This window comes from Bacillus marasmi (genome assembly GCF_902168435.1).
Lineage (GTDB): Bacteria > Bacillota > Bacilli > Bacillales > Cytobacillaceae > Bacillus_BU > Bacillus_BU marasmi.
In genome coordinates this window covers 1-23,799 of record NZ_LR656173.1, presented here as the reverse complement: position 1 = coordinate 23,799, position 23,799 = coordinate 1, and the positions used below count along the sequence as shown (strand labels likewise).

Genomic DNA, 23,799 nt, shown 5'->3' with positions numbered 1-23,799 from the left:
TTTTAATAGAGTAACACATTTGAGTTAATATTTTATAAAGTATGTCTTATTTCTACTTTAGTATAACACATTGCTCCGAAAACTCCAGTTGTTATTTCAAAAAAAATTGCCAAGGATTGATAGTCCTTGACAAAATGTTCATCATAATTTAAATGACAGAGACATTACAGATTAAAGTAGATTCAATACCGCAAAAAAGTGACAAGCTGTACCTGCTAAAACAAATATATGCCAAACAGCGTGATGGTGAGTAAAAAGCTTCCACATATAAAAAACTGCCCCAATTGTATAACACAATCCACCACTTACCAATAACCAAAATGCGGATGGATGAAGGTTAGTTACTAATTCATTCCAGGCAAACACGATTAACCAGCCCATAAGGACGTAGAGACCTGTTGAGGTAAACAAATATTTTTTAACAAAGAAAGATTTAAAGATAGTACCACCAACAGCTAACCCCCACACAATACCAAACAAAGTCCAACCGAGCCAGCCTTTTACAGCAATAAACATAAACGGCGTATATGTTCCGGCAATGAAGAAATAAATTGCCGAATGATCCATGATTTCAAAAAAATCCTTTGCCCTGCCTGGTCGAAGCGAATGAACAAGTGTTGATGAGGTATATAATAGGACCATTGTAACGCCAAACAAAGTAAAACTTACAACATGCCAAGCGTTTCCATAAAGTGAGGCAAAAACAATTAAAATAACAAGTGCTGCCACGCTTAAAAGTGCCCCTAATCCATGAGTAATTGCATTTGATATTTCTTCTGCTTTTGAAAAGCTATGAGTATCGGCCAAATTGTAACTTCCTTTCAATAAAATATTCGCCCGTTAGTAACAAATATTAAAATCATAATAATATTAATTATACACAATGCTTTTATATTGTAACACAGAAGAATGACTGTCATAAAAACAGTCATTCTTGTTTTTTCTATAAAAACCTAAAATCGTTATCCCGGAAAATTACCTTTCTTAACTTCCTCATTGTACCACTCTGTATGATGATTTTTCGCCCACCAGGCTGGTACAATTCCTGTTATGATTCCGGTAATACTTGGTCTCATATTTTTGTTCACGACTCCCAAATAAATATGACCCACAACAATTGCTGCTGCAATACCATAGCCAACATTATGGAGAAAATAGCCCCATTGTACAACTTCCTTCGGATAGTTCTGTGGATTCCACATAACGATTCCAGAACCAATAATAATTATCGCACAGACAATCTGAATCATCGAATTGATTTTTTCTCCTGCATTGAAAAATGTTTGTGGTATATGCCTGTATTTCAATCCAATTAATTCTTTTCCTGTCTTCTTCAAAAATTCGAAATCCCTTTTTTTCCAAGTCACCATTTCTTTAAGCCATCGAAAAAAACCTTTAGGGTCAAAAATCAACCATATTAAAGTTGGAGTCATAAAAGCAACTGCAAACACTCGGTGCAACAAACGAGCTATTTCCGGACCGCCGAACACAGGGTAGAGCCAATCAAAAAACTCGGTATACATTGGTAATGCTGTAATGTACAAGGTGATAAAGGAAATGGCATTTACGGCATGTGCAGCAACAAATCCATGCGAAAATCGGCTCACTTAAGCATCCTTGTCCATATCTTTCACCCCCTTACACAAGAATGTTGTCAATATTATTTTTCCTCACTTTTCGATATACTAAAAAAGGCTCTTTGAATGCAAGTGAATGCAACAAAGAGCCTTAGATGTCCTTACCTATATTTTTATCATATTACAAAATATAGGTGAAACATGCCACTTTTTATTCATCATCTAACTGTTAAACTAATACTTTCTGAACCTCTTTATCCACCTTATTCGTCACAATAGATTCCAAGACATAAGCATGTTCAAAACCGTCTTTAATCGCATTTGTAATGGAGCCTGGATTAATCGCATCACCAATGACAAAAACATTTTCAAAATGCTGTTTATATAATTCTTCTAATGGATTATAGGATTCTGTTCCCATAGAAAAAACGAAATAATCAAGATTGATTTCTGAATGTTGGCCATTTTCATCACTTACGATGACAGACTGAGGATGAATCTCAACAACTTCTTTACCTTCAATGATATTTACGTTTTCATTCTTCAATCGATTTAAAAGCATCGCTCTTGTATGTGGAGTAACCTTACTTCCTGTTTCAGTAGGTACTTCAATTAAAGTCACATCGTTTCCTTGTTTAGCAAGCTGTCCTGTTATACTGTAGCAAACCATACCGCTACCCATGACAACCATTTTTTTGTTCACAAATTCTTTTCTTTCTAACAATACATCTTCGTAATCACAAACATTTGGAAGGTTATGACCGATGATGTTCGGAATGATTGGCTTTGCACCCGTTGCAATAAATACCGCATATGGTTTTAGGTCATTTATCGCTTCAAAAGATGCTTCAGTATTAAAGCGAACATCTACGTTCAAGCGCTTCATTTCATTACAATGGTAATCAATCATCCAATTCATTTTTTCTTTTGCTGTAGGATGTTTTACGAGGTTCAATTGTCCGCCTAGTTTTGAATCCTTTTCAAAAATTGTTACATCATAGCCTTTTAAGCGAAGAACACGGGCAGTTTCCATTCCACCTGGTCCACCGCCAACAATTGCGACATGACGTTTTTCTTCAATTTTGTGAATCTCTTTAAACTCTAACTCTCGGCCAGCTCTAATATTTAACGAGCACTTAATATGACCTGGATTTCTAGTACAGTTGAGACAGTTAATACATTTTCTAATTTCTGATTCGCGCCCCTCTAAGGCTTTCTTCGCCCATTCGGGGTCAGCAATATGTCCACGGCCCATCGCAATGAAATCAGCTTTCCCTGCTGCTAAAATTCCTTCAGCAAATTCTGGTTCACGAATAGTCCCTACCGCCACTACTGGGATACTTACCACTTGCTTTACCGCTTCGGCAAGCGGAACGCGCCAGCCTTGCTCAAACATCATTGATTCTACCATTTTATCCATAGAATTATAGTTTCCACAGCTTGCGTGAATCGCATCATAACCAACTTCTTCTAGATAACGGGCTACTTTCTGACTTAGTTCGATTGTAAGTCCGCCTTCTTTTTCATACTCATCTACACTTATTCGAATCGAAACCGGGAAGTCTTGGCCACATTTAGCCTTAATCCCTTCGACTATTTCCTTAGAAAACCTCATTCTATTTTTAAAACTGCCACCGTACTCATCGGTACGCAGATTAGTACCAGGACTCATAAATTGATTAATTAAATAGCCGTGAGCACCATGAAGCTCGACTCCATCAACGCCAGCCATTTTACAGCGAAGCGCTCCCATCACAAACTGGTTTACAATTCCTTTTACCTCTTCAGTCGTTAATTCACGAGGTACCTCACCGATTGCAGCACAGGCAACTGGACTTGGAGCAACAATTTGCTGACCATTCAATGTATAAGAAGTTGTTTCACGGCCAGGATGCTGTAATTGCACAAAAATTTTAGCACCGTATTTATGAACCGCGTTCGCTAAGCGATAAAATCCAGGTAAGAAACGATCTTCATCAATACGAAGCTGATTAAAATTTGCGCGGCCTAATTTATAATCAACAGAAGTATACTCGGTAATAATTAACCCCGTTCCGCCTTTGGCTCTTTCTTCATAATACGCAATAACATGATCGGTCATTTCACCATCTGGGCCCGCCAAGCCTGTACCCATTGCTGGCATAATAAGTCTGTTTCTTAAGGTTACTTGACCAATTTTTCCTTTTTCAAATAAATAACGATAGTTCATTATAATCCTCCTCTAAGTTTGCATGGCATTTCACAAACTATTCGAAAAAAAATTACCCCAATCGCTATTATAAATTAAACCATATTTATTTTTGTGATATAACAATGACAATTCCCTATATGCTCTGCTTTTAATATAATTATTACCATTTTGTACACAAAAGAAGGCTGACTCGATTGGAGTCAGCCGATTAATACATAATACTAAAGCGGTCTTTTATTTTTGATATTTTGATAATTTTTCAGTTAGCGGTCCTGCTGGTTTATCAGGTCTTCTTGTTTTTAAGTTTGAAGCCCAGGACACCCGTGATTTATATTTCTGACTGTATTCTTTATTCACCAATGATTGTAAACGCTCTCGATTTTTCTCTAACGATTCTTCTAATGATAGGAGACGACGAGTTGGGAAGGACAAACCTGCTAAGATTGTGGTGATTGTTGGATCGCCATCTGAAAGATATGTTCCTTCAAATAACTGGACGGGTTCACCGATTTTTTCAAAGATGGCCGGTGCATTTATTAACTTAGAAATGCGCTCAGGTCCATCATATATCAGTCCTGCACGAATCACTCCCATCGCTTCAACGGGACAAAAGATTGAATGTGCCCATGATTTCTGGACACTATTGGTAACCTCTGCAGTTGTCTTCTCACCTGTAATCGGAGTCGATGCAATAATCGTGACACCTCTCGTGTCGAGAATATTCAAGAGATCCGTTTCATCAAAGTTACCGAAATAGGAACTTTTTTGTGTTACTTTAATGATATGATTAATAGCTTCCATTACTTGCTGATTTGCAGCCATATAAATTTCCTGTTTACTGGATTGTGGGTTCATTTTTCTTACTTGATCATTGTCAACCAAAAACACAGAGGCTAAATTTTCTATTCTCGATAGCTCCTCAATACACTCTGCTGTATTAATACGGTTTCCAGCTAATACATTACGTTCTGGAATTACCGCAATTGCACCAATTTTTATGCCGGGGATCTGATCTGCTAGTATATCAATCAAAATTGGACTCATCCCCGAGCCGGTCCCGCCATCTGTAGAAAAGGCAACGAATAACGACTTAATATTTTTAAATGACCTCTTTACAAATTCAATCATTTCCTGATGATGGTCGTGAACTGCTCTTAATGCTAAAGCACGATCCTGCCCAGCCCCATTATAACCTGGTACAAAAAACTTCTTATCTACCTTTGTATTGACTGCACCATCACGCTTATTCGTATTGATAAGGGCGCTTTGAAAACCTAAGGCTGATGCGATTTCCGCAATATTTCCACCTGCCTGACCAACGCCTAAGATTCCTATTGACTTCATTTTATCCCCTCCTTATCTTATTAAATATTACTCATGATTTATGAAATTAGAATAAAGAAGATACATCCTGACAACTACATCACAGAAATTTATTTAAAATTGGATATGATAAAAAGAAAAAACAATTACCATCGAGGTGTTAGCAAGATGAAAAAATATGAACAGCAGCGAAGTTTCTTAAAATCAAACTTTCATGAATTTAAGAAAATGAAAACCGACAAACAAATTGGCCTTCTAAAACCTCCAATTGTTAAGGAATATTATTTGGATTCCAAAATTGTTACTCTACCAAAACCATGCAGCCAAGTAATCACGCAAGAAAATATATTCAACTGTATTGAAGAAAGAAGAAGTACAAGGTTTTATTCCGAGGAATGTTTAAGTATAGACGAATTATCCTATTTACTATGGGCAACGCAAGGAATCACCGGAACAAATAAAGCTGGTCTTACCCTTAGAACAGTGCCCTGCAGTGGAGCTACCCATACATTTGAAACCTATTTATTCATCATGCGTGTTGAGGGATTACAATCAGGAATTTATCGTTATCTTCCTATTGAACACAAGCTGCTATTTATGAATGAACTCGAAAATATTGAACAAAAAATTGATGCAATCACGTTAGAACAACCCTTTGTACCTAATTTCGCCAAGAAAGCAGCGGTTCTCTTTGCCTGGAGCACCATTCCGTATCGCTCTGAATGGAAATATGATACGACTGCACATAAAAAAATCTTAATAGACGTCGGCCATGTATGCCAAAATCTTTATTTAACGAGTGAATCAATTGGTGCTGGAGCCTGTGCGATTGGGATTTATGATCAAAAATTAATTGATGAAGTCCTAGAATTAGACGGTGAAGATGAGTTTGTTCTCTACTTAGGTGCAGTTGGTAAAAAACGGAATAAATTCCCCTCTTAGTCCTTTCCTAACATATTTATTAAGGCGATGGAATCGTTCAAGATTTCATCGCCTTTTTTGTAAATTTTTTTGGCACTATTATTCTTTGTACGAAGAAATTATTCTAAAAATAATAATAAATGAGATTGAAATATCCGTTAAATGAAATGCAGAATGATTGATTTTATGAATTAATACGTTTTAAACATTGGAATAACAATGATTGTGTAGTTTTTTTCGATAGTCTCCTTTAACGCAAAAAATATTCCTGCAGAAAGGTGGATGAAATGGACGAATCAAATCATTTATTAGGATTAACTCCAAGCGAGATTATAGACCTTGGAAACATCAGAGGATTATTTAAAAATGCAGATGAAGTAGTGAATAATGATAAGCATTCACTATTTCAGTTTTTTTCATCAGTAGATTCATATATGAAAAAATGCCAGAATCTTTTGATCTGGCATTTTTGTATGGTTCATTATTATTGATTTCCAGTTAATCCGTTGATATCAATGAATGGTGTAGCTCCACCTGTAACACTAGGTAGTTTTCCATCCCATTTCTGTAATGCTTTTTCTTGCACTTCAATTTGTTTTAATTGAATAAGTTCTGGAGTTACTTCTGCTTTCTTTAGCCTTAAACTTTCAGCTTCGGCTTGTGCTTGTGTAATCTGCTGCTCCGCCTCAATTTTAATTCTTTCTAAATCACGAGATGCTTTCAGTGCATTTTGTTCCGCAGTTTGTTTTTGTTCGATAGCTTTATTAAATTCCTCACTAAAAGCGAATTCTTTAATATTTATTTCTTCTAATTTCATGAAATATTTCGTTAGCTTTTCCTCTAGCATATCTTTCACTTTTGCAGAAACTTCCGGTCTTTTGGAAATAAGTTCTTCTGCAGTATATTGTGCGGTTACAGCTTTTAAAGCCTCTGCAATTGCGGGATCGATAATTCTTCCTTTATAATCCATCCCTAACTCTTGATAGAGTTTGTTCACAGCATTTGGATCAACTGAATAGTTAACAGCAACTGTTGCTGTTACAGTTTGGAGGTCTTTTGACGCAGCGGTTTGTGAACTTTCTTCTTTTTGAACACGCACCTCAATAACTTGTACAGATTGAATAAATGGAAGTTTAAAATGGAGTCCTTCATCAAGTACTTTTGACTTTACTTCTCCTAACTGTAAGAGGACACCTCGATGACCGGATTCAACAGTGGTAACAGAAAAGGCTAATAGAATGACAACTATTACACCTGCAACGCCTAGTGAAATCAGATTTTTTTTATTCATATGCTCCTCCTTTCATTATCTATTACTATACCACTCTATGATAAACAATTCATTTTTAGGTTAAAAATATTACAAAATATTTAACAGAAATATTTGTCTGCTTTGTGAAAGGTTATCTACGTTTTCCGCAAATTCTATCGGTTTTGATAAGATAGTACCATACAGAAAACTACATAATGATATTTTGATATATTTTTAAGTCGTTTAACTTAATTTAGATAGGGAGATATGTATGTCCTTAAAGAAAAACGTCATCCCTTTTATTAACAAAGACATCATACTTTTTATAATATTAGTTACACTTACCCTTTTGATTTCATCCTTAAATCTAAATATTGTCTATGGATTATCTTTTAATTTTACTAGTATTTTTATTTTTCTAATACTACGTCTATATGGATTACCATCCGCATTACTTACGACAATGTTAACTTTTTTATTTATCCCTCTCGAATCAATTTATATATCCTACAACATCATTTTAATTGGAGAAATGATCTTTGTTGGTGCATATTTCCATTACAAGAAAAAAGGAAAAATGATCATTATTGATTCATTCTTTTGGTTAACGATTGGACTAGTAACATTATTTGCGCTAAATAAAACCTATCTTGCTGGAGATGCGCTTTATTTTCAAATGTGTAAGGACATTCTTAATAGTTTATTTAATGTGTTAATTGCTGACATGCTGTTAGCTTATTTTCCCTTTTATAAAATAATCAAATTTAAAAAAATTAATAAAAATAACGTTTCCGTCCATCAGTTTTTAATTCACATGTCAATCGTGTTTATTCTTGTACCACTCTTCTTGAGTACATTTTTCAAGACATGGGAAACGCATGAGGAAATTATCATTACTACTAATCAAAAAGCAGAACTCATTTCAACTCAAATTCGAAACGAATTATACCTTTTGAAAAAAACTGACTCTATCACTGATGAACTCCAAACTACTTGGCTAAACAAGATTATTAAACATTACCAATCGGATGATTTTTCTATTGTTCTTACCGATAATCATAATAAAATTCTAACTCATAGTACCAATATGACTCCTAATAACGAGAAATACTATAATTGGAACAATATGTCAGAAGTAAAGAAAATCACGCCTACCTTTTATGAGGTACTGCCAAGGGAGCAGAATAATGATTTCCCACTATTGAAATGGCGTAGTGGTCATTTAGTATACATTGATTCCAATGATACATTACCCTTAAACATTTATATTCAATTCCCAATAGCACAATATCAGAATTTAATTTTTCAAGACTTCTTAATTAATCTAAAAGTTTCCATTCTTTTTTCTTTATTTACAATTATTTTTGTTCAAGTGATAAGTCATATATTTTTAAAAAACATCGAACAATTAACAACAGTCACAACAGGTCTGCCTAAAAAATTGTTCAAATTAGAAAAAATTGAATGGCCGCAAAGTATTATTTCTGAAATACGACTGTTAACAACAAATCTAAAAGCAATGACTCAAAAGCTTAATGAACTATTTCATGAAAGTATTGAAATGAATCGAATCCTGACCATACAAACGAAAAAATTAAAAACTTCGGAGCAAAAGCTACACCAATTAGCTTTTTATGATGTATTAACCAACCTACCAAACCGACTTCACTTTCAGAATTATGTTAAAGATCATATTTCTGGCACGTTAAAAGATTGTGAAAGGCTGGCAATCATTTTTATCGATTTGAATCAGTTTAAACAGGTTAATGATACACTAGGTCATGATGCAGGCGATACTTTGCTGCAACTAACAGCTGCGCGATTATGTAATTTAATAGAAGAAGACAGAATGGTGTTTCGTCTAAGCGGTGATGAATTTGTTGTCGTAGATAAAGTTTGCAACCGAAAAGATATCGATTTAACATTAACGAAAATCAAAACGGAATTTTCTTTACCGTTCCAAATTAACGGACACGTACTTTATATTTCAGCTAGTGTCGGTGTAAGTGTATTTCCTGAAGATGGTTGTGACCTGGATACATTGGTTAAATGTGCTGATATTGCCATGTACGTCTGTAAAGAAAACGGTAGTCATAGTGCGCAATATTTCCACGAATCAATGAAAGATAAGTTTCATGAACGTTTATACCTTGAAAACTCTTTACGAGCTGTGATTGCATCACGAGGACTAAAATTGTATTTTCAGCCGAAATTCAAAGGGAAGATGATAACTAGTCTCGAAGCATTATTGCGTTGGGAGGATGCGAATTTAGGTAATGTTCCACCTTCGACATTCATACCATTAGCCGAGGAAATTGGACTAATCTCAAAAATTGATGAATGGTCGTTATTGGAAGCTTGTAAGCAAATAAAACATTGGCAGGATCAATACCATATTTTTGTTCCTGTTTCAGTTAATATTTCAGCCAAAAACTTTCAAAATGATCATTTAATAACCATCATAAAAAAAGCATTATTTTTATCAGGCCTAGAAGCAAAATATTTAAAGCTCGAAATTACTGAGAGCGTTTTTATTAAAAATACAGATTATGTTGCAAACATCATTAGACAAATAAAAAGTCTTGGGGTCATGATCTCTATTGATGATTTCGGTAAAGGGTATTCTGCATTTATTCATTTACTCAAATTACCGATAGACGAAATTAAAATTGACAGACAATTCATAAAAGATATTGACCAGGATGAAAAAAAGAAATTGCTTGTCATGTCTTTAATTGAGTTAGCTCATGGCTTACAGTTAAATATTGTTGCAGAAGGAATAGAAACAAACTGCGAACGTGAGATGCTAATGATTCTAGGTTGTGACGAGTTACAAGGCTACTTGTTTAGCAAACCACTCAGTACAAGTAAAATGGAGACATTTTTACAGACAAAAACATTAAGGAAGCCAGTAATTGCTACGGTATAAGAAAATAATTACCTTGATTCCTCGAACAAAAAAGGAACCTAGGACAGAACTAAATCGTTCGCTATTAAAACCGAATGATTTTTATGGAGGAATATATTAAAGTTCAGTGTTGATTTTCATGTAGGTATGAGAATCTAAATAAGAGTAGAATTTCCCCTTATTGTATGTAAGTGGGTCTAAATGAGCTGAAATAAGAGTAGAATTTCCGCTTAACTACTACCCAAAAGACAAAATCAACTGATTGGAAAAACTCCCGTTATTATAATGGAAATATGGGTCTTTTCCAAAATAAGCGTAATTCTTCCGCTTATTTTCAAACACAAGGAAATCAACATTCGGGTTAAGAAACCTTCAAGCAAAAAAACTGCACTTAATGTGTGATCCAATCCACATTTATTTCAGGGTAGCTCTATAGTAAAAGGGAATTAAAAAATCGAACTATTAGGAAATTCTAAGTTAGAATTTCGCATGATAGTTCGGTTTTTTGTTTAGCTGAAATACTTATGTCCCAGCCTCATTATTATCATTAGAGGGTACAGCACGTTACACTACCCCTTTAATAGCGTTATAAATTGAACACCATGAACGCTTTGCATAGTAAACAGGAATTGACTGACTTTTAGCACGTTTCTTAATTACTGAGGTTAAATTATGATTGACGAAATCAGTTAAAACTAAAATACAACTAACCTTTTCAGGAAGCTCCTTTTTAACCATTTGTACCTTTCTTCCATCAATATGTAAAACTTCATTAAAGCCAACCGTTGTTAATTTTTCTGGAATACCACCCAAGTTATCTGCTCCTACGATTAATAATGATCTCATTCCTAGTACCCTCCAAGATATATAGTTTTATTTATGTTTGCTCCAGCTAGTTGCATCCAACAAGCCGTTAATTTGAACTTATGAATTTCTCAATTGATAATCGTTTTCATTTGATGTTTATATTTTAATTGATAATGATTATCAATGTCAATTCTTCTTTGGTAAATTATTTGAACAAATTGTAAACTCAATAAGACAACTACTGCTTCTGAGCGTTTAGTTACTTGACATCCATATTTTCCAGCAGTAGAATTTCTATGTACCTAAAATTTCTAGGTAGGTGAAATCATTGTTTAATCGAGAATTAGTGAAAGGAAGTACGTCCCTTATCCTATTGCAATTATTAAACGAGCGGGATATGTACGGCTATGAATTAGTAAAGGAACTAGAACATCGTAGCGAAAATGGTTTAAGTGTCAAGGAAGGAACATTATATCCTGCCCTTCATAAGCTTGAAAAACAGGAATATATAGAATGTTATTGGCAAGAACAGGAAAAAGGTCCCGCGCGAAAGTATTATCGAATCACTGCAGCTGGAAAAGAACTTCTTAATGAAAAAACCAAAGAATGGCAGGAATTTGTTAAAGTTATGAACAAGGTGATAGGGAGACCGAATCATGGTGCAGTCAAAGAATGAATTTATAGCCAAGCTTCGTAAGGAACTAACAAATCATCAGGATTGTGAATCAATATTACTTGAATACGAGACACATATCGACGAAATCCTTCTTGAAACTAATAACAAAAGTACCGAGGTAGAGATAATGGAAGTGATTACCTCACGTCTCGGTACTCCTGAGGAAATTGCAAAAGCATGGCGTGATGAACTCACAGTTACCCCAAGTAGCATGAAATGGTTATTTGTCGCCATGAATATTTTATTCTTTGGTGGGGGGAGTTTATTGACCATTGCCCATAATTTATATGAATGGAATTGGCTTTCGGTTGTTTGGAGCAGATTGACGGCAGTTCCTGTAATTATCGCTATTGTATATATGTTTTTTTGGGCGTTATTAGGCTATGAAATTGGTAAAGGCTTTGGCCATGGTGGGAGAAAACTATTAAACAAGACTTTCTTTGCTGCTTTAATCCCAAATCTCTGTCTCATGATCCTAACACTTTTGAAGATTATTCCTCATTCCTGGTTTGAACCATTACTATCTAAAAGCTTTATTATTTTATGCATCGTTTTAACCATGATCCTTTATCCATTAACGTGGTTTGCTTATCTATGGGGAAAAAAAGCTTCGGTATAAGCGACTTTTTTTAATCATATACCTAGAGTAACTATATACATAGAATTTCTATTATGGGGTGAATAATTATGGAGCTTAAGTTAACAAAAACTGATTGGATATTTTTTATTTTATGTTTGTTGCTAGGAGTCACAGCTGAGGAAAGCTTTTTTCGTGGTGAAGTAGGTATTTCCTATATTGTCTTTACGGCTGTATTTTATGGAGTGTTCTTCTGGCGATTTCGTGGATTCCCTTTTTCACACCAACGCTTTGGATACCTGTTGCTGATATGCATATGGATTCTAGGCATTAGTTTTTTTATTCATGATAATCAATTTTTTAATGTTTTGAATGTATTAGTGATTCCTTCCTTGGTCATTTTTCAGCTTATCCTTATGACGAGCCAAAAAACTATTAAATGGAACAAGGCGACCTTTCTCCTATACATTTTTTCAAGACTCGTTCAATCGATAAAATATAATCTACGATTCGCCTCGACTTTATCGAAAATAATAAAACAGAGTGTAAACGAGGATAAATATGTTTTATGGAAAAAAATCGCCATCGGTTTGATTATCTCTGCGCCAGTCTTATTTGTCATCATCAGTTTACTCATGTCCGCTGATTCACAATTTGAACGAATGATGGGGGACATCCCAAAACTGTTCGAAATCATTAATATGGAAGATTTTATGAGATTTGTCATTGTGCTCATTTATACTTTTGTGTTTTTTGGATTACTTCAGGTAATTTTCCAGAAGCAAATTAGTGCTATCATCAACGACAAAAAAACAACGCTAAACATTGACGCAGTTATTAGTATCACAGTATTGATATTAATCAATATTGTGTATATATTGTTTACGATTGTTCAATTTAAATATTTTTTCAGTGGCTCCTTACAAGGAGATTTAACTTATGCTGAATATGCTCGAAAGGGCTTTTTCGAACTGCTTTTTGCAACATTAATCAATTTATCTATTACTGTGTTAATCCTTCAATTCGTGAAACCAGCTTCATTATTCATTAAGAGATTCATCCAGGTCTTATTAACAACGCTGATCCTTTCTAGTGGTGTTATGCTTGTTTCCGCTTTTATACGTCTAAATCTGTACGAGGAAGCCTATGGGTTTACTTTGATAAGAGTATTAGCTCATTCGTTTATGATTTTTCTAGTATTAATTTATTTGTATACATTGTTTAAAATCTGGATTGAAAAGCTATCTCTATTTCACTTTTACTTTATTAGTTCTCTGCTTTATTACACGGGCATGAACTTGATTGATGTGGAAAAATTTGTTGTTGAAAAAAACTTAAATCGTTACGACCAAACGGGGAAAATTGATCATATTTACTTAAACAGCTTATCCTATTCCGGAATATTGGGATTGATTGAGCTTCATGAGAAAAACAGTAATATCCCCGAAGTAAAACAAATACTTCTTGAAAGAAAAGAGCAGTTTAGCAATGATGACTTTAGCTGGCAATCCTATAACCTAAAAAGGGAGTATGTGTTAGATAGGCTAAAGACAATAAATATTAAGGAATAAGCACTTATACATGTTCATAAGAAAAGGAGGACAATCTCTTCAGATTGCCCTCCTTTTTGAAATTATTTATTTTGGTGCATGTTGATTTGCGATTAGTTCTCCAAATGGGCTTACAAAAGCTCGTTCTGTTGACTTTGTTTCACGGTTTAGTGGAAGTTTTGGAAATAGTAATTCAGCTGTTCGGTAAGCTTCCTCTAAATGTGGATACCCTGATAGAACAAAAGTTTCTATTCCAATATCTGCATATTCCTTCATTCTAGCTGCCACTTGATCTGGGTTTCCCACTAATGCAGTACCAGCTCCGCCGCGAACTAGGCCAACTCCAGCCCATAGATTTGGGCTTACTTCTAGATTGGAACGATCTCCATTGTTCAGTTTCGTCATTAATTTTTGACTTTCAGAATCCATCCTAGCAAAGATTTTTTGGGCAGCCTCGATAGACTCCTCATCAACAAATTGAATTAATTCATCTGCTGCCTGCCAAGCCTCTTCCTCAGTTTCACGAACAATGACATGAACACGTAAACCAAACCGAACAGTCCGTCCTTTCTCTTTAGCAAGCTTCTTAATTTTATTAATTTTCTCAGCAACCTGTGCAGGTGGTTCACCCCAGGTTAAATACACATCAATATGCTCGGCAACTACGTCTAATGCTGATTTTGATGAGCCGCCAAAATATAATGGAGGATGTGGCTCTTGAACAGACGGATATAGCAGTTGACCTCCTTCAACACTTAAATGCTCTCCATGAAAGTCAACCTCACCACCTTCAAAAAGCTGCTTCCAAATCGTTAGAAATTCATCTGTTTGATCATAACGAGCATCATGATCTAGAAATTGACCATCCCCTGCTAATTCAACTGGATCTCCACCAGCAACAACATTAATGAGCAATCTGCCATTTGAAAATCGATCTAATGTTGCAGCCATTCTAGCGGCGAAGCTTGGTGCCATCAAACCTGGACGTACTGCAACAAGGAATTTGAGCTTTTCGGTTACTGATAATAATGTAGAAGCCACAATCCATGAATCCTCGCACGACTTTCCAGTTGGGATTAACACTCCACTATAACCTAGTTCATCGACTGCCTGCGCGATTTGTTTGCAGTATGAATAATTGACAGGTCTTGCTCCCTTACTAGTTCCTAAATATCTTCCATCTCCATGTGTAGGAATAAACCAAAAAATCTCCATTGCTATCTTTCCCTTCAATTTATATTTATCCCATATTCATATAATTGTTACACAAAGAACTACTTTGTTTTATTGAATACTAGCTTCTAATTCATAAGCCTGTGACCAAGATTTCCCCATTATTTTATTCAAAATTTGACTGACTAGCTTTGTGAACTGTGGGTTTTCACGACGACGAGGATACGGTAATCGAATTGGTAAATCCAACTCAATCTTGCCTTCTTCTATTAAAATTACCCGAGTTGCTAGCGCCACAGCCTCCTCTACATCATGTGTCACTAATAATGCTGTTAATTGTTGATCTCTCCATAGGTTTACAATTAAATCATGCATTTCTAACCTAGTTAACGCATCAAGTGCCCCAAGTGGTTCGTCTAATAGCAATAATTCCGGTTGATGTATTAGCGCTCTGGCCAGTGCCACTCTTTGCTTTTGTCCACCTGACAACTGTGCTGGCCAGGCATTAGTTTTATCTGACAACCCGACCTGTTCTAGCAATTTTGGTATTAGAGCTTTCTGCTCATCACTTTTTAATCCGAGCGCCACATTGTCAAATACCTTTTTCCACGGCAGTAGCCGTCCATCCTGGAACATGATTTTTGCTAATGGATTTATTCCTTTCAAATCCTTCCCATTTATAACTAAGTTGCCTGAGCTGACTAAATCTAAGCCAGCCATCAGCCTTAATAAGGTGCTTTTTCCGCAACCACTTTTTCCTACAATAGCAATAAAATCACCCTGGTTTACTTTTAAATTAATTCCTTTTAATACTTCTTTTCCATCAAACTGTTTCGCGACGTTTGTAAGCTCAAGAATTGTTTCTTGTTTAGCCATCCTACTAACCTCCGATCATTTCTGATGACTTGGATGCCATTTTAAAAATCTATTTTCAGCCATCTTTGCTGCTACATCAGACAGCTTACCTAGCACTGCATACAAAATGATACTTAGAACAACAACATCAAGCTGCATAAACTCCCTTGCATTCATGGCCATATAACCTATCCCGGAATCCGCTGCAATTGTTTCAGCGACGATGAGTGTAACCCATGTAATTCCAAGCGCAAAACGTGCTCCTACTAAGATTGAAGGTAATGCCGCTGGAAATATAATATGCCAAAACAAGGAAAAACCCTTTAGATCATATATATACGCCATTTCAATAAGTGAACGATCTATTGACCGTATTCCATGGTACGTATTTAAATAAATCGGAAAGAATGTCCCGAGTGCGACAAGAAACAGCTTCGCCTCTTCACCAATTCCGAACCAGAGAATGACAATCGGGATTAAGGCTAGATGCGGAATATTACGTATCATTTGAATTGAAGAGTCCAGAATGCTCTCTGAGATTTTTGAAATTCCATTAACCAAGCCTAAAATAAAGCCAATTCCCCCACCAATGATAAATCCAAAAATGGCCCGTTTCGTACTAGTCCAAACGTCTGTATATAACTGTCCACTTATCGTCAACTCCACTGCTGCAGATACAATATCAACTGGATTTGGTAATATCCTTGCAGATAACACTCCTAATGATGAACATAATTGCCAAACACTAATTAACATTACGGGGAGAATCCATGGCAGCAACTGTTTCCATTTCATCGCACTTCCCACCTTTATTCTTTTGATTGTATTTTCGCTTCAGAGGTATCTATTTTCTTAGGAATCAACTTTAACTCGAAAAATTTATTTGCAATTAGCTGTTGGTCCAAAATTTCTCTTTCGGTAATGTTTTGAATTCCATATGATCTCCGGCTTAGAACAACATCTAATGTTTCTTTTTCCATCCCAATTTGTGGTGCTAAAAATTCTGCTGCTTCCTTTTTATTGCCTTCAACCCATTGTTCTGCTTTAGCAATTTCCTCATATAAAACCTCAAGTACTTCTTGATTTTCATTCGCAAAAGACACTGTTGCTAGGAAAAACTCGCGATTCTTAACTAGATCTGTGCCGTCAAAAAGGATCCTTGCACCTATTTTCCGTTCAGCCTCAGCTAAAAAAGGGTCCCAGATTACCCAAGCGTCCACAACACCTTTTTCAAATGCAGCTCTAGCATCTGAAGGAGGTAAAAATGCTGTTTCAACATCTTCATACTTTAAACCATTTTTCTCTAATGCTTTTACAAGTAAGTAGTGAACGTTTGAACCTTTATTTAAAGCGATTTTTTTCCCTTTTAAATCTTTTATGCTCTTAATTGGTGAATCCTTGGGGACAACAAGTGCCTCACCCTTTGGATTTTCTGGTTCGTTCGCAAAGTACACTAAAGGTGCTCCTGCAGCCTGTGCAAATATAGGAGGCGCTTCACCTGTATGACCGAAATCAAGACTGCCCACATTTAAAGCTTCAAGGAGTTGGGGGCCACCAGGGAACTCAGTCCATTCTACTTTAACCCCTAATGACTTTAATTCTTTTTCTAGTGTCCCTTGTGCTTTTAAAAAATTAAGTGTGCCGAATTTTTGATAGCCAATCCGAATAGTATTTGCTGCCTTTTCAGTCTGTGTTTTTTCTGTAGATTGCTTTTCACTACTGCACGCACTTAATAAAACTAAGAATAATATCGAAATGGTAACAATAGTCAGTTTTGCAGTTTTACTTGCCATTAAACTTTCCTCCTGTTGCGATAACATTAATAAATTAGTGTGACTTGCCTTCCAACAACTCCAGTCATCTGGTGGTCATATGCGCAACCCAATGCAATTAAATGTATTGGATAACTAGGAATTAAGAAAATAAAAAAGGTCCCTAACTTTACTTTACGCGTAAAGTTAAGGACCTTCGGATGTCCGATCGGTCAGAATATTTTCTTGTTAATAATCATAATGAAGTTGGATAAATGTGTCAATAACTTTTTTGACTTTTTCAAAAGTTAATTACTCATATAATCCCACAGTTTATTTTAAAAGGAAAATTAAATATCCTTAAACAAGATCTTGAGTAATTGTGGTAAGCTGTTCTGCTGAAGTTGCCACCTGATCAAAAGCCTCACCCATCTCGTTGACAACATTTCCCAAACACTCTAGCTCATCTTTAATATTATGATGTTGTGTCATCGTTTCACCCATCGTATGTAATATTTGCTCAAAATGCTTTTCAGTTTCATGCATGTTGTCAGTACCTCTTTGAACCTCAAGCCTAATTTGCTCTAAGGAACTGGTTAAATCCTGAACTTGCTTATTTGTGTTTTTTATAAGATTTGATACATCCTTCACGGAGTTTTTAGTTTTCTCCGATAGTTTTCTTACCTCCCCTGCTACAACAGCAAAACCTAGTCCTGCGTCCCCAGCTCTCGCTGCTTCAATTGCCGCATTTAAGGATAATAAGTTTGTCTGATCCGCAATCCCCTTAACAATACTTACTATTTCCTCCATTTGTTTAGAAATATCCAGCAGTACCCCAACATCATGTGAAATATCATCTACAGATTGGTAAATATTGGTCATATTTGTCGTTTGATTTTTTAATTGTTCCTTTCCCTTTTCAGCCCGTTCCTGTGCTAAAAGAGCTAAATCTGTTCCTGTGTTGGCAAGAACAACCATTTCATTTGATTGCTTAATCAATTGATGGAAATTCACATTCGTTTGCTCTGAAATAGAGGCTAAATTTTGTGCTGCATTCGCAACATGATCACGAACCGATTTTTTTTGCTCTTCGGATTCCATTTTGATACGATTTGTTTCTGCGTCATAAGCCTCCAACACCAATTGCTGCTCCAAATTGATAAGTTTTGAGACCGCTTTAATGACAGACATAGCCTCATGTTTATCATGAAAATGCTGATCTATTAAGGTTAGCAAAGAGGAAAACATATTTTGAAATGAACAAATATACCACTTTGTTTCTAATCCAATCATCACATGCATTTTTGCGATTTTTATTCTTTTAGCTAGGAATATTTCATCAATTTCACCATTAAACATCTCAATAAGATGTAGTTTTAACGTTTTTTTTAATCTCATAATACTACTATGTTTGTTTATAATCTCAAGTAAGCTTGGTTGAACTTCAAGATTTTTATAAAAGTCATCAACAGTTTTCTCAGCCTTTTCTATAACATAGGGCTGAAGCTTATGTATTAGCTTTAAATCTTCAGTTGTTAATTCTATCATCCTCATTTGCTTTTCAATATCATTTCGATTAATTAATGGTAATCCGTCCTGAGTAAGTGCACTTGAAGATGTTAACTTTACAGGATAAATCATCATACATCCCCCTTAGTTGGAATAGTAAAACATTCCATTTCAATCTCTATTATATACGTATTTACATATATTAGAATAATAATTTGCGCTTTTTGGCTATGATTTCCATTAAAAAAGCTGGTTTACTAGGATTGGTTTAGCCTATTAATAATGTTATGATAATTAGGGGTGGTAAATAATGGAATTGTTTGGTAGAAGCTTTAAAGAGTTTGAATTTGAATTGTTTTCTATAAGTCATTTCGTTATTATTGCATTGTTATTTCTAGGTGGATTCTTGCTATATGTTTTCCGGAACAATTTTCGTAAGGAGTTTCGGATTGGTGAAATATTCATTGCCGTTTCATTAATATTAATTGAATCAATCTATCATTATTGGATGTATATAAATGGAAGTTGGAATATCAGCCATGCACTTCCTTTAGAATTGTGTAGCATCAGCTTAATGTTAACAGTCCTTCTCCTTTTGACAGGAAAACGAATAGTATATGAAATCCTAATATTTACAGCGCTCCTAGGTGCTTCACAAGCTATTTTCACACCAATCGTTAATTACGATTTCCCACATTTTCGCTTCTTTCACTTTTTCTATACCCACTTAATGACAATTTGGGTTGCACTTTATTTTACTTGGGTAAAAGGTTATTCACCAACAATTTGGTCAGTCCTAAAACTATTTATCTTTTTAAACGTATTATTACCAATCATTTTAATCATTAATAAACAAGTAAATGGTAACTACCTTTTTCTTAGTAAAAAGCCAAAAGGCCCAAGCTTAATGGATGTACTTGGACCTTATCCTTGGTATATTCTATCCCTTGAAGGCTTACTCATAGGTTTAAGTTTGATAGTTTGGTTAATTTTTCGAAAAAAAAACAATAAAAATCCTGCGTTCTTAAAACAGGAGCACATGCACAACAATCTTGATGACTTTAGTTGATAAAACAGACAAATAATCAACCATATTATGTAAGTATCATTGAATGCGAGATTGTATATTGATACTATGAAGATTATCTTGATGGATCATGTTTTCAATTTGCAGCATTGAGGAGAACACGTGGATGAATGCTTCATGCAGTGTGGAACCTTCTGAAAAAATATCGTGGTAGTAATGAATATGTCTTAATATTTCTAGTCTTGCATCATTTTCAAAGTGATAAAAATCAATAACCGGAAAAGACAGCCCGCCTCCCAATGGCAATAATGTACCTGCGACTATTTCATCTGTTTTTGGAGGGCTTGCTAGTGGATCATAGATGAATACATTCTGAGTTTCAAGGGTGAGAATGTCCGTAACAATGATTATCCTATCATCATAAATATAGCCGATAAGATAAAATTTTGGTACTACCGTTGCGCAAGCCCGTAGCCAAGAGATAGCTAATGGCATTCTCGACAGCCTTGCATAATGATCTGATATATATTCCTCTACAACATTTCTATCTAACTGAAGGCTGATATCATAAAATAGTCGCCACCAAAATACATTTTCCTCCAAAACTTTTCGTTTATCTTCTTGCACTTCGTGGCTAACACTGAATTCCTTCAAGATTGTGTGATACTCATGATAATATCGTTGATAGGCATATTTCATAAAATCACTGAATACATCACCCACTAGTATCTCTTTAAGTTTCGATGAAAGTGGATAATCAATACGAAACACTTCTGATTTTATCGTGTTCTGTGCAAGTTCGACCACCTTTTCTTCCGATTGATACATTTCCAAGTGAATTCACATCCTCCGATTATGAATAGAAACACCTGTTTTACGACGTTCATGTTGTCTTTTTAGAATTGGATAAGCAATAATGGAAATAAATAATGCACTTACCGTATCCAAAATAAGATCCATCATCGTATCATATAAAGCTTCCCTACCTATTAATTGTGTACCGTCCACTAAGATAAATTTTTGCATATTTAACGAAAATACACCATCTGCGAAGAATTCATAAATCTCCCAAATTGTACCCGCTGCAACCGCGAAACAAAACGCAAAGAATGAAATGAAAAATGGGTTTAATTGAATACTTACTAGTTCCTCCTCATTCAAAAATCGGACTAAAATAATCCCTAAAAAACCCCCAGCACCGCACCACTAAACGCATGTAAAATACTATCCCAATATGGTATCAAATAATAAAAATTATGAACCTCTCCTAAATAAATTGCACAATATAAAAATATGAAGTAGATGATTTCAATAGGATCAGGTATATCAATTGATTTTTTCTTTTCAACAATTGAAGGGATCATCATCACAAAAATTCCCAGGACACATTGCAATAGCATGAGCGCATAATCGCTTTTCACCTTAGTCGTAACTAGATCTGAAGTTTCGGAAGGAGCCATACTCATCCGAAAAATTATGTAAATAATTGATAGAATTAAAGTTATAAATAAAAAAGCCCCGATTACCCTCTTGAAATCTATTTTCCTTCTTCTTCTTAATTCCATCTTAGTAGCCCCCTTCAAACCCCTAAACCAACCATACCTTTTATTAAAATACTAATCTTATTAAACCTCTTTCTATATCGAGCAGAAGATTCCTGCATAAAAATTTTGGAAAGACTGACATTGCCATGACAATTTTGAATTTACAATCAATTAAAGCAAGCTTTTCAAAACCAAACATTTAATAATTATCCTTTGATCCCCGGTTAAAAACATTATTTTTCTTTCCATAACAAAAAAAACAGCCAAAACGACTGTTTTTAAATAATGGGCCTAAATGGACTCGAACCATCGACCTCACGCTTATCAGGCGTGCGCTCTAACCAGCTGAGCTATAGGCCCATAAAATGGAGCGGGTGATGGGAATCGAACCCACAACAACAGCTTGGAAGGCTGTGGTTTTACCACTAAACTACACCCGCAGATGGAAAATGGCGGAGGAAGAGGGATTCGACCCCCCGCGCGGTTTAACCCGCCTGTCGGTTTTCAAGACCGATCCCTTCAGCCGGACTTGGGTATTCCTCCGTATTAAATGAATTAATATAAAAATAAATACTATTTTTCAATAAATATTTATTATTATTTTAGTAGCGGCGGAGGGGATCGAACCCCCGACCTTACGGGTATGAACCGTACGCTCTAGCCAGCTGAGCTACACCGCCATAATGATATTAAACTTTAAATTGGTGGAGCCTAGCGGGATCGAACCGCTGACCTCCTGCGTGCAAAGCAGGCGCTCTCCCAGCTGAGCTAAGGCCCCATAATGAAGTAATAATGGTCGGGAAGACAGGATTCGAACCTGCGACCCCTTGGTCCCAAACCAAGTGCTCTACCAAGCTGAGCTACTTCCCGATATAGTTGTCAGAGGTCAGGCGTTAGATGTCAGAATCTTAGAATTGCATCGAAGCTTTTCTTTCAATCTGACTTCTTACTTCTGATTTCTCACTTATAGAAATGGCGCGCCCGAAAGGAGTCGAACCCATAACCTTCTGATCCGTAGTCAGACGCTCTATCCAATTGAGCTACGGGCGCATTTATTAAAGATGGTGCCGAGGACCGGAATCGAACCGGTACGGTAGTCACCTACCGCAGGATTTTAAGTCCTGTGCGTCTGCCAGTTCCGCCACCCCGGCTAGTTGATAGTGCGGGTGAAGGGAGTCGAACCCCCACGCCTTGCGGCGCTAGATCCTAAGTCTAGTGCGTCTGCCAATTCCGCCACACCCGCAAGTGTTAGATGTCAGAGGTCAGATGTGGGATGTCAGAATCTTAGTTGTGCTTTGAAGCAAAACATATATTCTAACTTCATTCTTCTGAGTTCTCACTTCTAGAATAGTAAGCCTTGAATAACTCGAACCTTTGAGCCTCTGATTAAAAGTAATAGGTTACAATAAATGAGTTATTGACTTAAAAAATGGTGCCGGCTAGAGGACTTGAACCCCCAACCTACTGATTACAAGTCAGTTGCTCTACCAATTGAGCTAAACCGGCATGGTGGAGGATGACGGGCTCGAACCGCCGACCCTCTGCTTGTAAGGCAGATGCTCTCCCAGCTGAGCTAATCCTCCATTATGTAACAGCCCGGCAGCGTCCTACTCTCACAGGGGGAGATCCCCCAACTACCATCGGCGCTGAGAAGCTTAACTTCCGTGTTCGGTATGGGAACGGGTGTGACCTTCTCGCTATCGCCACCAGACTATTTTGTTAGAGAACTTCGTTCTCTCAAAACTAGATAATGAAGAAGAAATGAATTTATGATAATCACCTAAATTTGTCCAGCTACAGCTCCTAGCTTTTCGGTCATTTCAATCCGTCCCTACAAATCCAAAACCAGGTTTTGCAGTGCCGGCTCTCCAATGCCTTCAAAGCTGAACAGTCGCCTTCGCTTTTCGTTTTGTCCAGCTACAGCGTCTAGAAATTCGCGTGCTTCAACTCCTCCTTCAGAAGCAAAGAACGCTTCTTTCGTCGGAGTCTCCAGCCCGTTCATTTCTGAACGAGACGCTTCCGCTTTTCGTTTTGGTTAAGTCCTCGATCGATTAGTATCAGTCAGCTCCACATGTCGCCACGCTTCCACCTCTGACCTATCAACCTGATCATCTTTCAGGGATCTTACTAGCTTACGCTATGGGAAATCTCATCTTGA

At 36.1% G+C, this 23,799-nt stretch carries 20 protein-coding genes, 11 tRNA genes, 2 rRNA genes and 2 pseudogenes; 6 read left to right on the top strand and 29 right to left on the bottom strand.

Annotated features, from left to right (window positions below; genetic code table 11):
* Nucleotides 1-171: 171 nt before the first annotated feature.
* The 4 genes from trhA to FXW34_RS13955 form a co-directional block, all read right to left on the bottom strand.
* A complete protein-coding gene (gene trhA / locus FXW34_RS13970; protein WP_147534619.1) occupies nucleotides 172-807 on the bottom strand; it encodes a PAQR family membrane homeostasis protein TrhA in 636 nt (211 codons plus the stop codon).
* A 155-nt stretch (nucleotides 808-962) separates the two neighbouring features.
* On the bottom strand, nucleotides 963-1,607 hold the full coding sequence (locus tag FXW34_RS13965; protein ID WP_147534618.1) for a formate dehydrogenase subunit gamma: 645 nt from the start codon (nucleotides 1,605-1,607) through the stop codon (nucleotides 963-965).
* Nucleotides 1,608-1,806: 199 nt separating this feature from the next.
* Nucleotides 1,807-3,786, bottom strand: a complete 1,980-nt coding sequence (locus FXW34_RS13960) for an NAD(P)/FAD-dependent oxidoreductase (protein ID WP_147534617.1) — start codon at nucleotides 3,784-3,786, stop codon at nucleotides 1,807-1,809.
* Nucleotides 3,787-4,002: 216 nt separating this feature from the next.
* A complete protein-coding gene (locus FXW34_RS13955) occupies nucleotides 4,003-5,112 on the bottom strand; it encodes an FtsZ/tubulin family protein (RefSeq protein ID WP_147534616.1) in 1,110 nt (369 codons plus the stop codon).
* Nucleotides 5,113-5,259: 147 nt separating this feature from the next.
* Here FXW34_RS13955 and FXW34_RS13950 point away from each other — a divergent pair, with 147 nt between their 5' ends.
* Nucleotides 5,260-6,033, top strand: a complete 774-nt coding sequence (locus tag FXW34_RS13950; protein ID WP_147534615.1) for a SagB/ThcOx family dehydrogenase — start codon at nucleotides 5,260-5,262, stop codon at nucleotides 6,031-6,033.
* A gap of 463 nt (nucleotides 6,034-6,496) precedes the next feature.
* Here the strand turns inward: FXW34_RS13950 and FXW34_RS13945 are convergent, their stop codons facing one another.
* Nucleotides 6,497-7,303 carry a prohibitin family protein gene (locus tag FXW34_RS13945; protein ID WP_147534614.1) on the bottom strand — a complete coding sequence of 269 codons (807 nt, stop codon included), beginning with the start codon at nucleotides 7,301-7,303 and terminating at the stop codon, nucleotides 6,497-6,499.
* A gap of 232 nt (nucleotides 7,304-7,535) precedes the next feature.
* Here FXW34_RS13945 and FXW34_RS13940 point away from each other — a divergent pair, with 232 nt between their 5' ends.
* Nucleotides 7,536-10,193, top strand: coding sequence for a putative bifunctional diguanylate cyclase/phosphodiesterase (locus FXW34_RS13940; RefSeq protein ID WP_147534613.1), 2,658 nt, complete (start codon nucleotides 7,536-7,538; stop codon nucleotides 10,191-10,193).
* Nucleotides 10,194-10,736: 543 nt separating this feature from the next.
* On the opposite strand, the gene FXW34_RS13935 is transcribed toward FXW34_RS13940, so the two are convergent.
* A complete protein-coding gene (locus FXW34_RS13935; protein WP_147534612.1) occupies nucleotides 10,737-11,018 on the bottom strand; it encodes a DUF2325 domain-containing protein in 282 nt (93 codons plus the stop codon).
* 289 nt (nucleotides 11,019-11,307) lie between these two features.
* On the opposite strand from FXW34_RS13935, the gene FXW34_RS13930 reads away from it, so the two are divergent.
* The 3 genes from FXW34_RS13930 (at nucleotide 11,308) to FXW34_RS13920 (ending at nucleotide 13,803) form a co-directional block, all read left to right on the top strand.
* Nucleotides 11,308-11,655 (top strand): PadR family transcriptional regulator, encoded by a 348-nt coding sequence (locus tag FXW34_RS13930; protein ID WP_147534611.1) that lies wholly within the window; start codon nucleotides 11,308-11,310, stop codon nucleotides 11,653-11,655.
* Nucleotides 11,636-12,274 (top strand): HAAS signaling domain-containing protein, encoded by a 639-nt coding sequence (locus tag FXW34_RS13925; RefSeq protein WP_147534610.1) that lies wholly within the window; start codon nucleotides 11,636-11,638, stop codon nucleotides 12,272-12,274. Before FXW34_RS13930 ends, FXW34_RS13925 begins: the two co-directional genes overlap by 20 nt.
* A gap of 68 nt (nucleotides 12,275-12,342) precedes the next feature.
* Complete coding sequence (locus FXW34_RS13920; protein WP_147534609.1) at nucleotides 12,343-13,803, top strand: DUF4153 domain-containing protein; 1,461 nt, start codon at nucleotides 12,343-12,345, stop codon at nucleotides 13,801-13,803.
* A gap of 66 nt (nucleotides 13,804-13,869) precedes the next feature.
* Here the strand turns inward: FXW34_RS13920 and ssuD are convergent, their stop codons facing one another.
* The 6 genes and pseudogenes from ssuD to FXW34_RS23695 all read right to left on the bottom strand — a co-directional run.
* Nucleotides 13,870-14,997: an FMNH2-dependent alkanesulfonate monooxygenase gene (gene ssuD / locus FXW34_RS13915; protein ID WP_147534759.1), complete on the bottom strand. Its 1,128-nt coding sequence runs from the start codon at nucleotides 14,995-14,997 to the stop codon at nucleotides 13,870-13,872.
* A 69-nt stretch (nucleotides 14,998-15,066) separates the two neighbouring features.
* Nucleotides 15,067-15,831 (bottom strand): ATP-binding cassette domain-containing protein, encoded by a 765-nt coding sequence (locus FXW34_RS13910; RefSeq protein ID WP_147534608.1) that lies wholly within the window; start codon nucleotides 15,829-15,831, stop codon nucleotides 15,067-15,069.
* 15 nt (nucleotides 15,832-15,846) lie between these two features.
* Nucleotides 15,847-16,605 carry an aliphatic sulfonate ABC transporter permease SsuC gene (ssuC, locus tag FXW34_RS13905; RefSeq protein WP_147534607.1) on the bottom strand — a complete coding sequence of 253 codons (759 nt, stop codon included), beginning with the start codon at nucleotides 16,603-16,605 and terminating at the stop codon, nucleotides 15,847-15,849.
* Between the two features lie 14 nt (nucleotides 16,606-16,619).
* Complete coding sequence (locus FXW34_RS13900; protein WP_147534606.1) at nucleotides 16,620-17,603, bottom strand: sulfonate ABC transporter substrate-binding protein; 984 nt, start codon at nucleotides 17,601-17,603, stop codon at nucleotides 16,620-16,622.
* 318 nt (nucleotides 17,604-17,921) lie between these two features.
* Nucleotides 17,922-18,455 (bottom strand): annotated as a pseudogene (locus FXW34_RS23700) (methyl-accepting chemotaxis protein); the annotation flags it as partial.
* Between the two features lie 231 nt (nucleotides 18,456-18,686).
* Nucleotides 18,687-19,202 (bottom strand): annotated as a pseudogene (locus FXW34_RS23695) (protoglobin domain-containing protein); the annotation flags it as partial.
* A gap of 178 nt (nucleotides 19,203-19,380) precedes the next feature.
* Here FXW34_RS23695 and FXW34_RS13890 point away from each other — a divergent pair.
* Nucleotides 19,381-20,139, top strand: a complete 759-nt coding sequence (locus tag FXW34_RS13890; RefSeq protein ID WP_147534604.1) for a YwaF family protein — start codon at nucleotides 19,381-19,383, stop codon at nucleotides 20,137-20,139.
* Nucleotides 20,140-20,175: 36 nt separating this feature from the next.
* On the opposite strand, the gene FXW34_RS13885 is transcribed toward FXW34_RS13890, so the two are convergent.
* From FXW34_RS13885 to FXW34_RS13815, 17 genes are all read right to left on the bottom strand, one after another.
* Complete coding sequence (locus FXW34_RS13885; RefSeq protein WP_147534603.1) at nucleotides 20,176-20,931, bottom strand: hypothetical protein; 756 nt, start codon at nucleotides 20,929-20,931, stop codon at nucleotides 20,176-20,178.
* Between the two features lie 6 nt (nucleotides 20,932-20,937).
* Nucleotides 20,938-21,258: a DUF2238 domain-containing protein gene (locus tag FXW34_RS23170; RefSeq protein ID WP_222705331.1), complete on the bottom strand. Its 321-nt coding sequence runs from the start codon at nucleotides 21,256-21,258 to the stop codon at nucleotides 20,938-20,940.
* Nucleotides 21,259-21,278: 20 nt separating this feature from the next.
* Nucleotides 21,279-21,662: a DUF2238 domain-containing protein gene (locus FXW34_RS23165; RefSeq protein WP_222705330.1), complete on the bottom strand. Its 384-nt coding sequence runs from the start codon at nucleotides 21,660-21,662 to the stop codon at nucleotides 21,279-21,281.
* 265 nt (nucleotides 21,663-21,927) lie between these two features.
* Nucleotides 21,928-22,001 (bottom strand) — tRNA-Ile (locus FXW34_RS13875).
* A 6-nt stretch (nucleotides 22,002-22,007) separates the two neighbouring features.
* A tRNA-Gly gene (locus FXW34_RS13870) sits at nucleotides 22,008-22,081 on the bottom strand.
* A gap of 10 nt (nucleotides 22,082-22,091) precedes the next feature.
* Nucleotides 22,092-22,184: transfer RNA gene (locus FXW34_RS13865), tRNA-Ser, on the bottom strand.
* Nucleotides 22,185-22,247: 63 nt separating this feature from the next.
* Nucleotides 22,248-22,321, bottom strand: a tRNA-Met gene (locus FXW34_RS13860).
* 22 nt (nucleotides 22,322-22,343) lie between these two features.
* Nucleotides 22,344-22,419: transfer RNA gene (locus FXW34_RS13855), tRNA-Ala, on the bottom strand.
* 15 nt (nucleotides 22,420-22,434) lie between these two features.
* Nucleotides 22,435-22,511 (bottom strand) — tRNA-Pro (locus FXW34_RS13850).
* A 103-nt stretch (nucleotides 22,512-22,614) separates the two neighbouring features.
* Nucleotides 22,615-22,691 (bottom strand) — tRNA-Arg (locus FXW34_RS13845).
* Between the two features lie 12 nt (nucleotides 22,692-22,703).
* Nucleotides 22,704-22,792: transfer RNA gene (locus FXW34_RS13840), tRNA-Leu, on the bottom strand.
* A 10-nt stretch (nucleotides 22,793-22,802) separates the two neighbouring features.
* Nucleotides 22,803-22,884: transfer RNA gene (locus FXW34_RS13835), tRNA-Leu, on the bottom strand.
* 187 nt (nucleotides 22,885-23,071) lie between these two features.
* Nucleotides 23,072-23,147: transfer RNA gene (locus FXW34_RS13830), tRNA-Thr, on the bottom strand.
* Nucleotide 23,148: 1 nt separating this feature from the next.
* Nucleotides 23,149-23,224, bottom strand: a tRNA-Val gene (locus tag FXW34_RS13825).
* Nucleotides 23,225-23,235: 11 nt separating this feature from the next.
* Nucleotides 23,236-23,352, bottom strand: a 5S ribosomal RNA gene (rrf, locus tag FXW34_RS13820).
* A gap of 120 nt (nucleotides 23,353-23,472) precedes the next feature.
* The gene (locus tag FXW34_RS22965; protein WP_187118958.1) at nucleotides 23,473-23,643 is read right to left on the bottom strand and encodes a hypothetical protein; all 171 of its coding nucleotides are present in this window, start codon (nucleotides 23,641-23,643) and stop codon (nucleotides 23,473-23,475) included.
* Nucleotides 23,644-23,672: 29 nt separating this feature from the next.
* Nucleotides 23,673-23,799 (bottom strand): 23S ribosomal RNA (locus FXW34_RS13815); the annotation flags it as partial.

Excerpts from the sequence above, each read along its gene's own strand:
- FXW34_RS13940 (WP_147534613.1), top strand. The coding sequence starts at position 7,536 with ATGTCCTTAAAGAAAAACGTCATCCCTTTTATTAACAAAGACATCATA.
- FXW34_RS13960 (WP_147534617.1), bottom strand. The coding sequence starts at position 3,786 with ATGAACTATCGTTATTTATTTGAAAAAGGAAAAATTGGTCAAGTAACC.
- ssuD (WP_147534759.1), bottom strand. The coding sequence starts at position 14,997 with ATGGAGATTTTTTGGTTTATTCCTACACATGGAGATGGAAGATATTTA.
- FXW34_RS13955 (WP_147534616.1), bottom strand. The coding sequence starts at position 5,112 with ATGAAGTCAATAGGAATCTTAGGCGTTGGTCAGGCAGGTGGAAATATT.
- FXW34_RS13900 (WP_147534606.1), bottom strand. The coding sequence starts at position 17,603 with ATGGCAAGTAAAACTGCAAAACTGACTATTGTTACCATTTCGATATTA.
- FXW34_RS13910 (WP_147534608.1), bottom strand. The coding sequence starts at position 15,831 with ATGGCTAAACAAGAAACAATTCTTGAGCTTACAAACGTCGCGAAACAG.
- FXW34_RS13890 (WP_147534604.1), top strand. The coding sequence starts at position 19,381 with ATGGAATTGTTTGGTAGAAGCTTTAAAGAGTTTGAATTTGAATTGTTT.
- FXW34_RS13950 (WP_147534615.1), top strand. The coding sequence starts at position 5,260 with ATGAAAAAATATGAACAGCAGCGAAGTTTCTTAAAATCAAACTTTCAT.
- FXW34_RS23165 (WP_222705330.1), bottom strand. The coding sequence starts at position 21,662 with ATGGAATTAAGAAGAAGAAGGAAAATAGATTTCAAGAGGGTAATCGGG.
- FXW34_RS13925 (WP_147534610.1), top strand. The coding sequence starts at position 11,636 with ATGGTGCAGTCAAAGAATGAATTTATAGCCAAGCTTCGTAAGGAACTA.
- FXW34_RS13935 (WP_147534612.1), bottom strand. The coding sequence starts at position 11,018 with ATGAGATCATTATTAATCGTAGGAGCAGATAACTTGGGTGGTATTCCA.
- FXW34_RS22965 (WP_187118958.1), bottom strand. The coding sequence starts at position 23,643 with ATGAACGGGCTGGAGACTCCGACGAAAGAAGCGTTCTTTGCTTCTGAA.
- ssuC (WP_147534607.1), bottom strand. The coding sequence starts at position 16,605 with ATGAAATGGAAACAGTTGCTGCCATGGATTCTCCCCGTAATGTTAATT.
- FXW34_RS13945 (WP_147534614.1), bottom strand. The coding sequence starts at position 7,303 with ATGAATAAAAAAAATCTGATTTCACTAGGCGTTGCAGGTGTAATAGTT.
- FXW34_RS13920 (WP_147534609.1), top strand. The coding sequence starts at position 12,343 with ATGGAGCTTAAGTTAACAAAAACTGATTGGATATTTTTTATTTTATGT.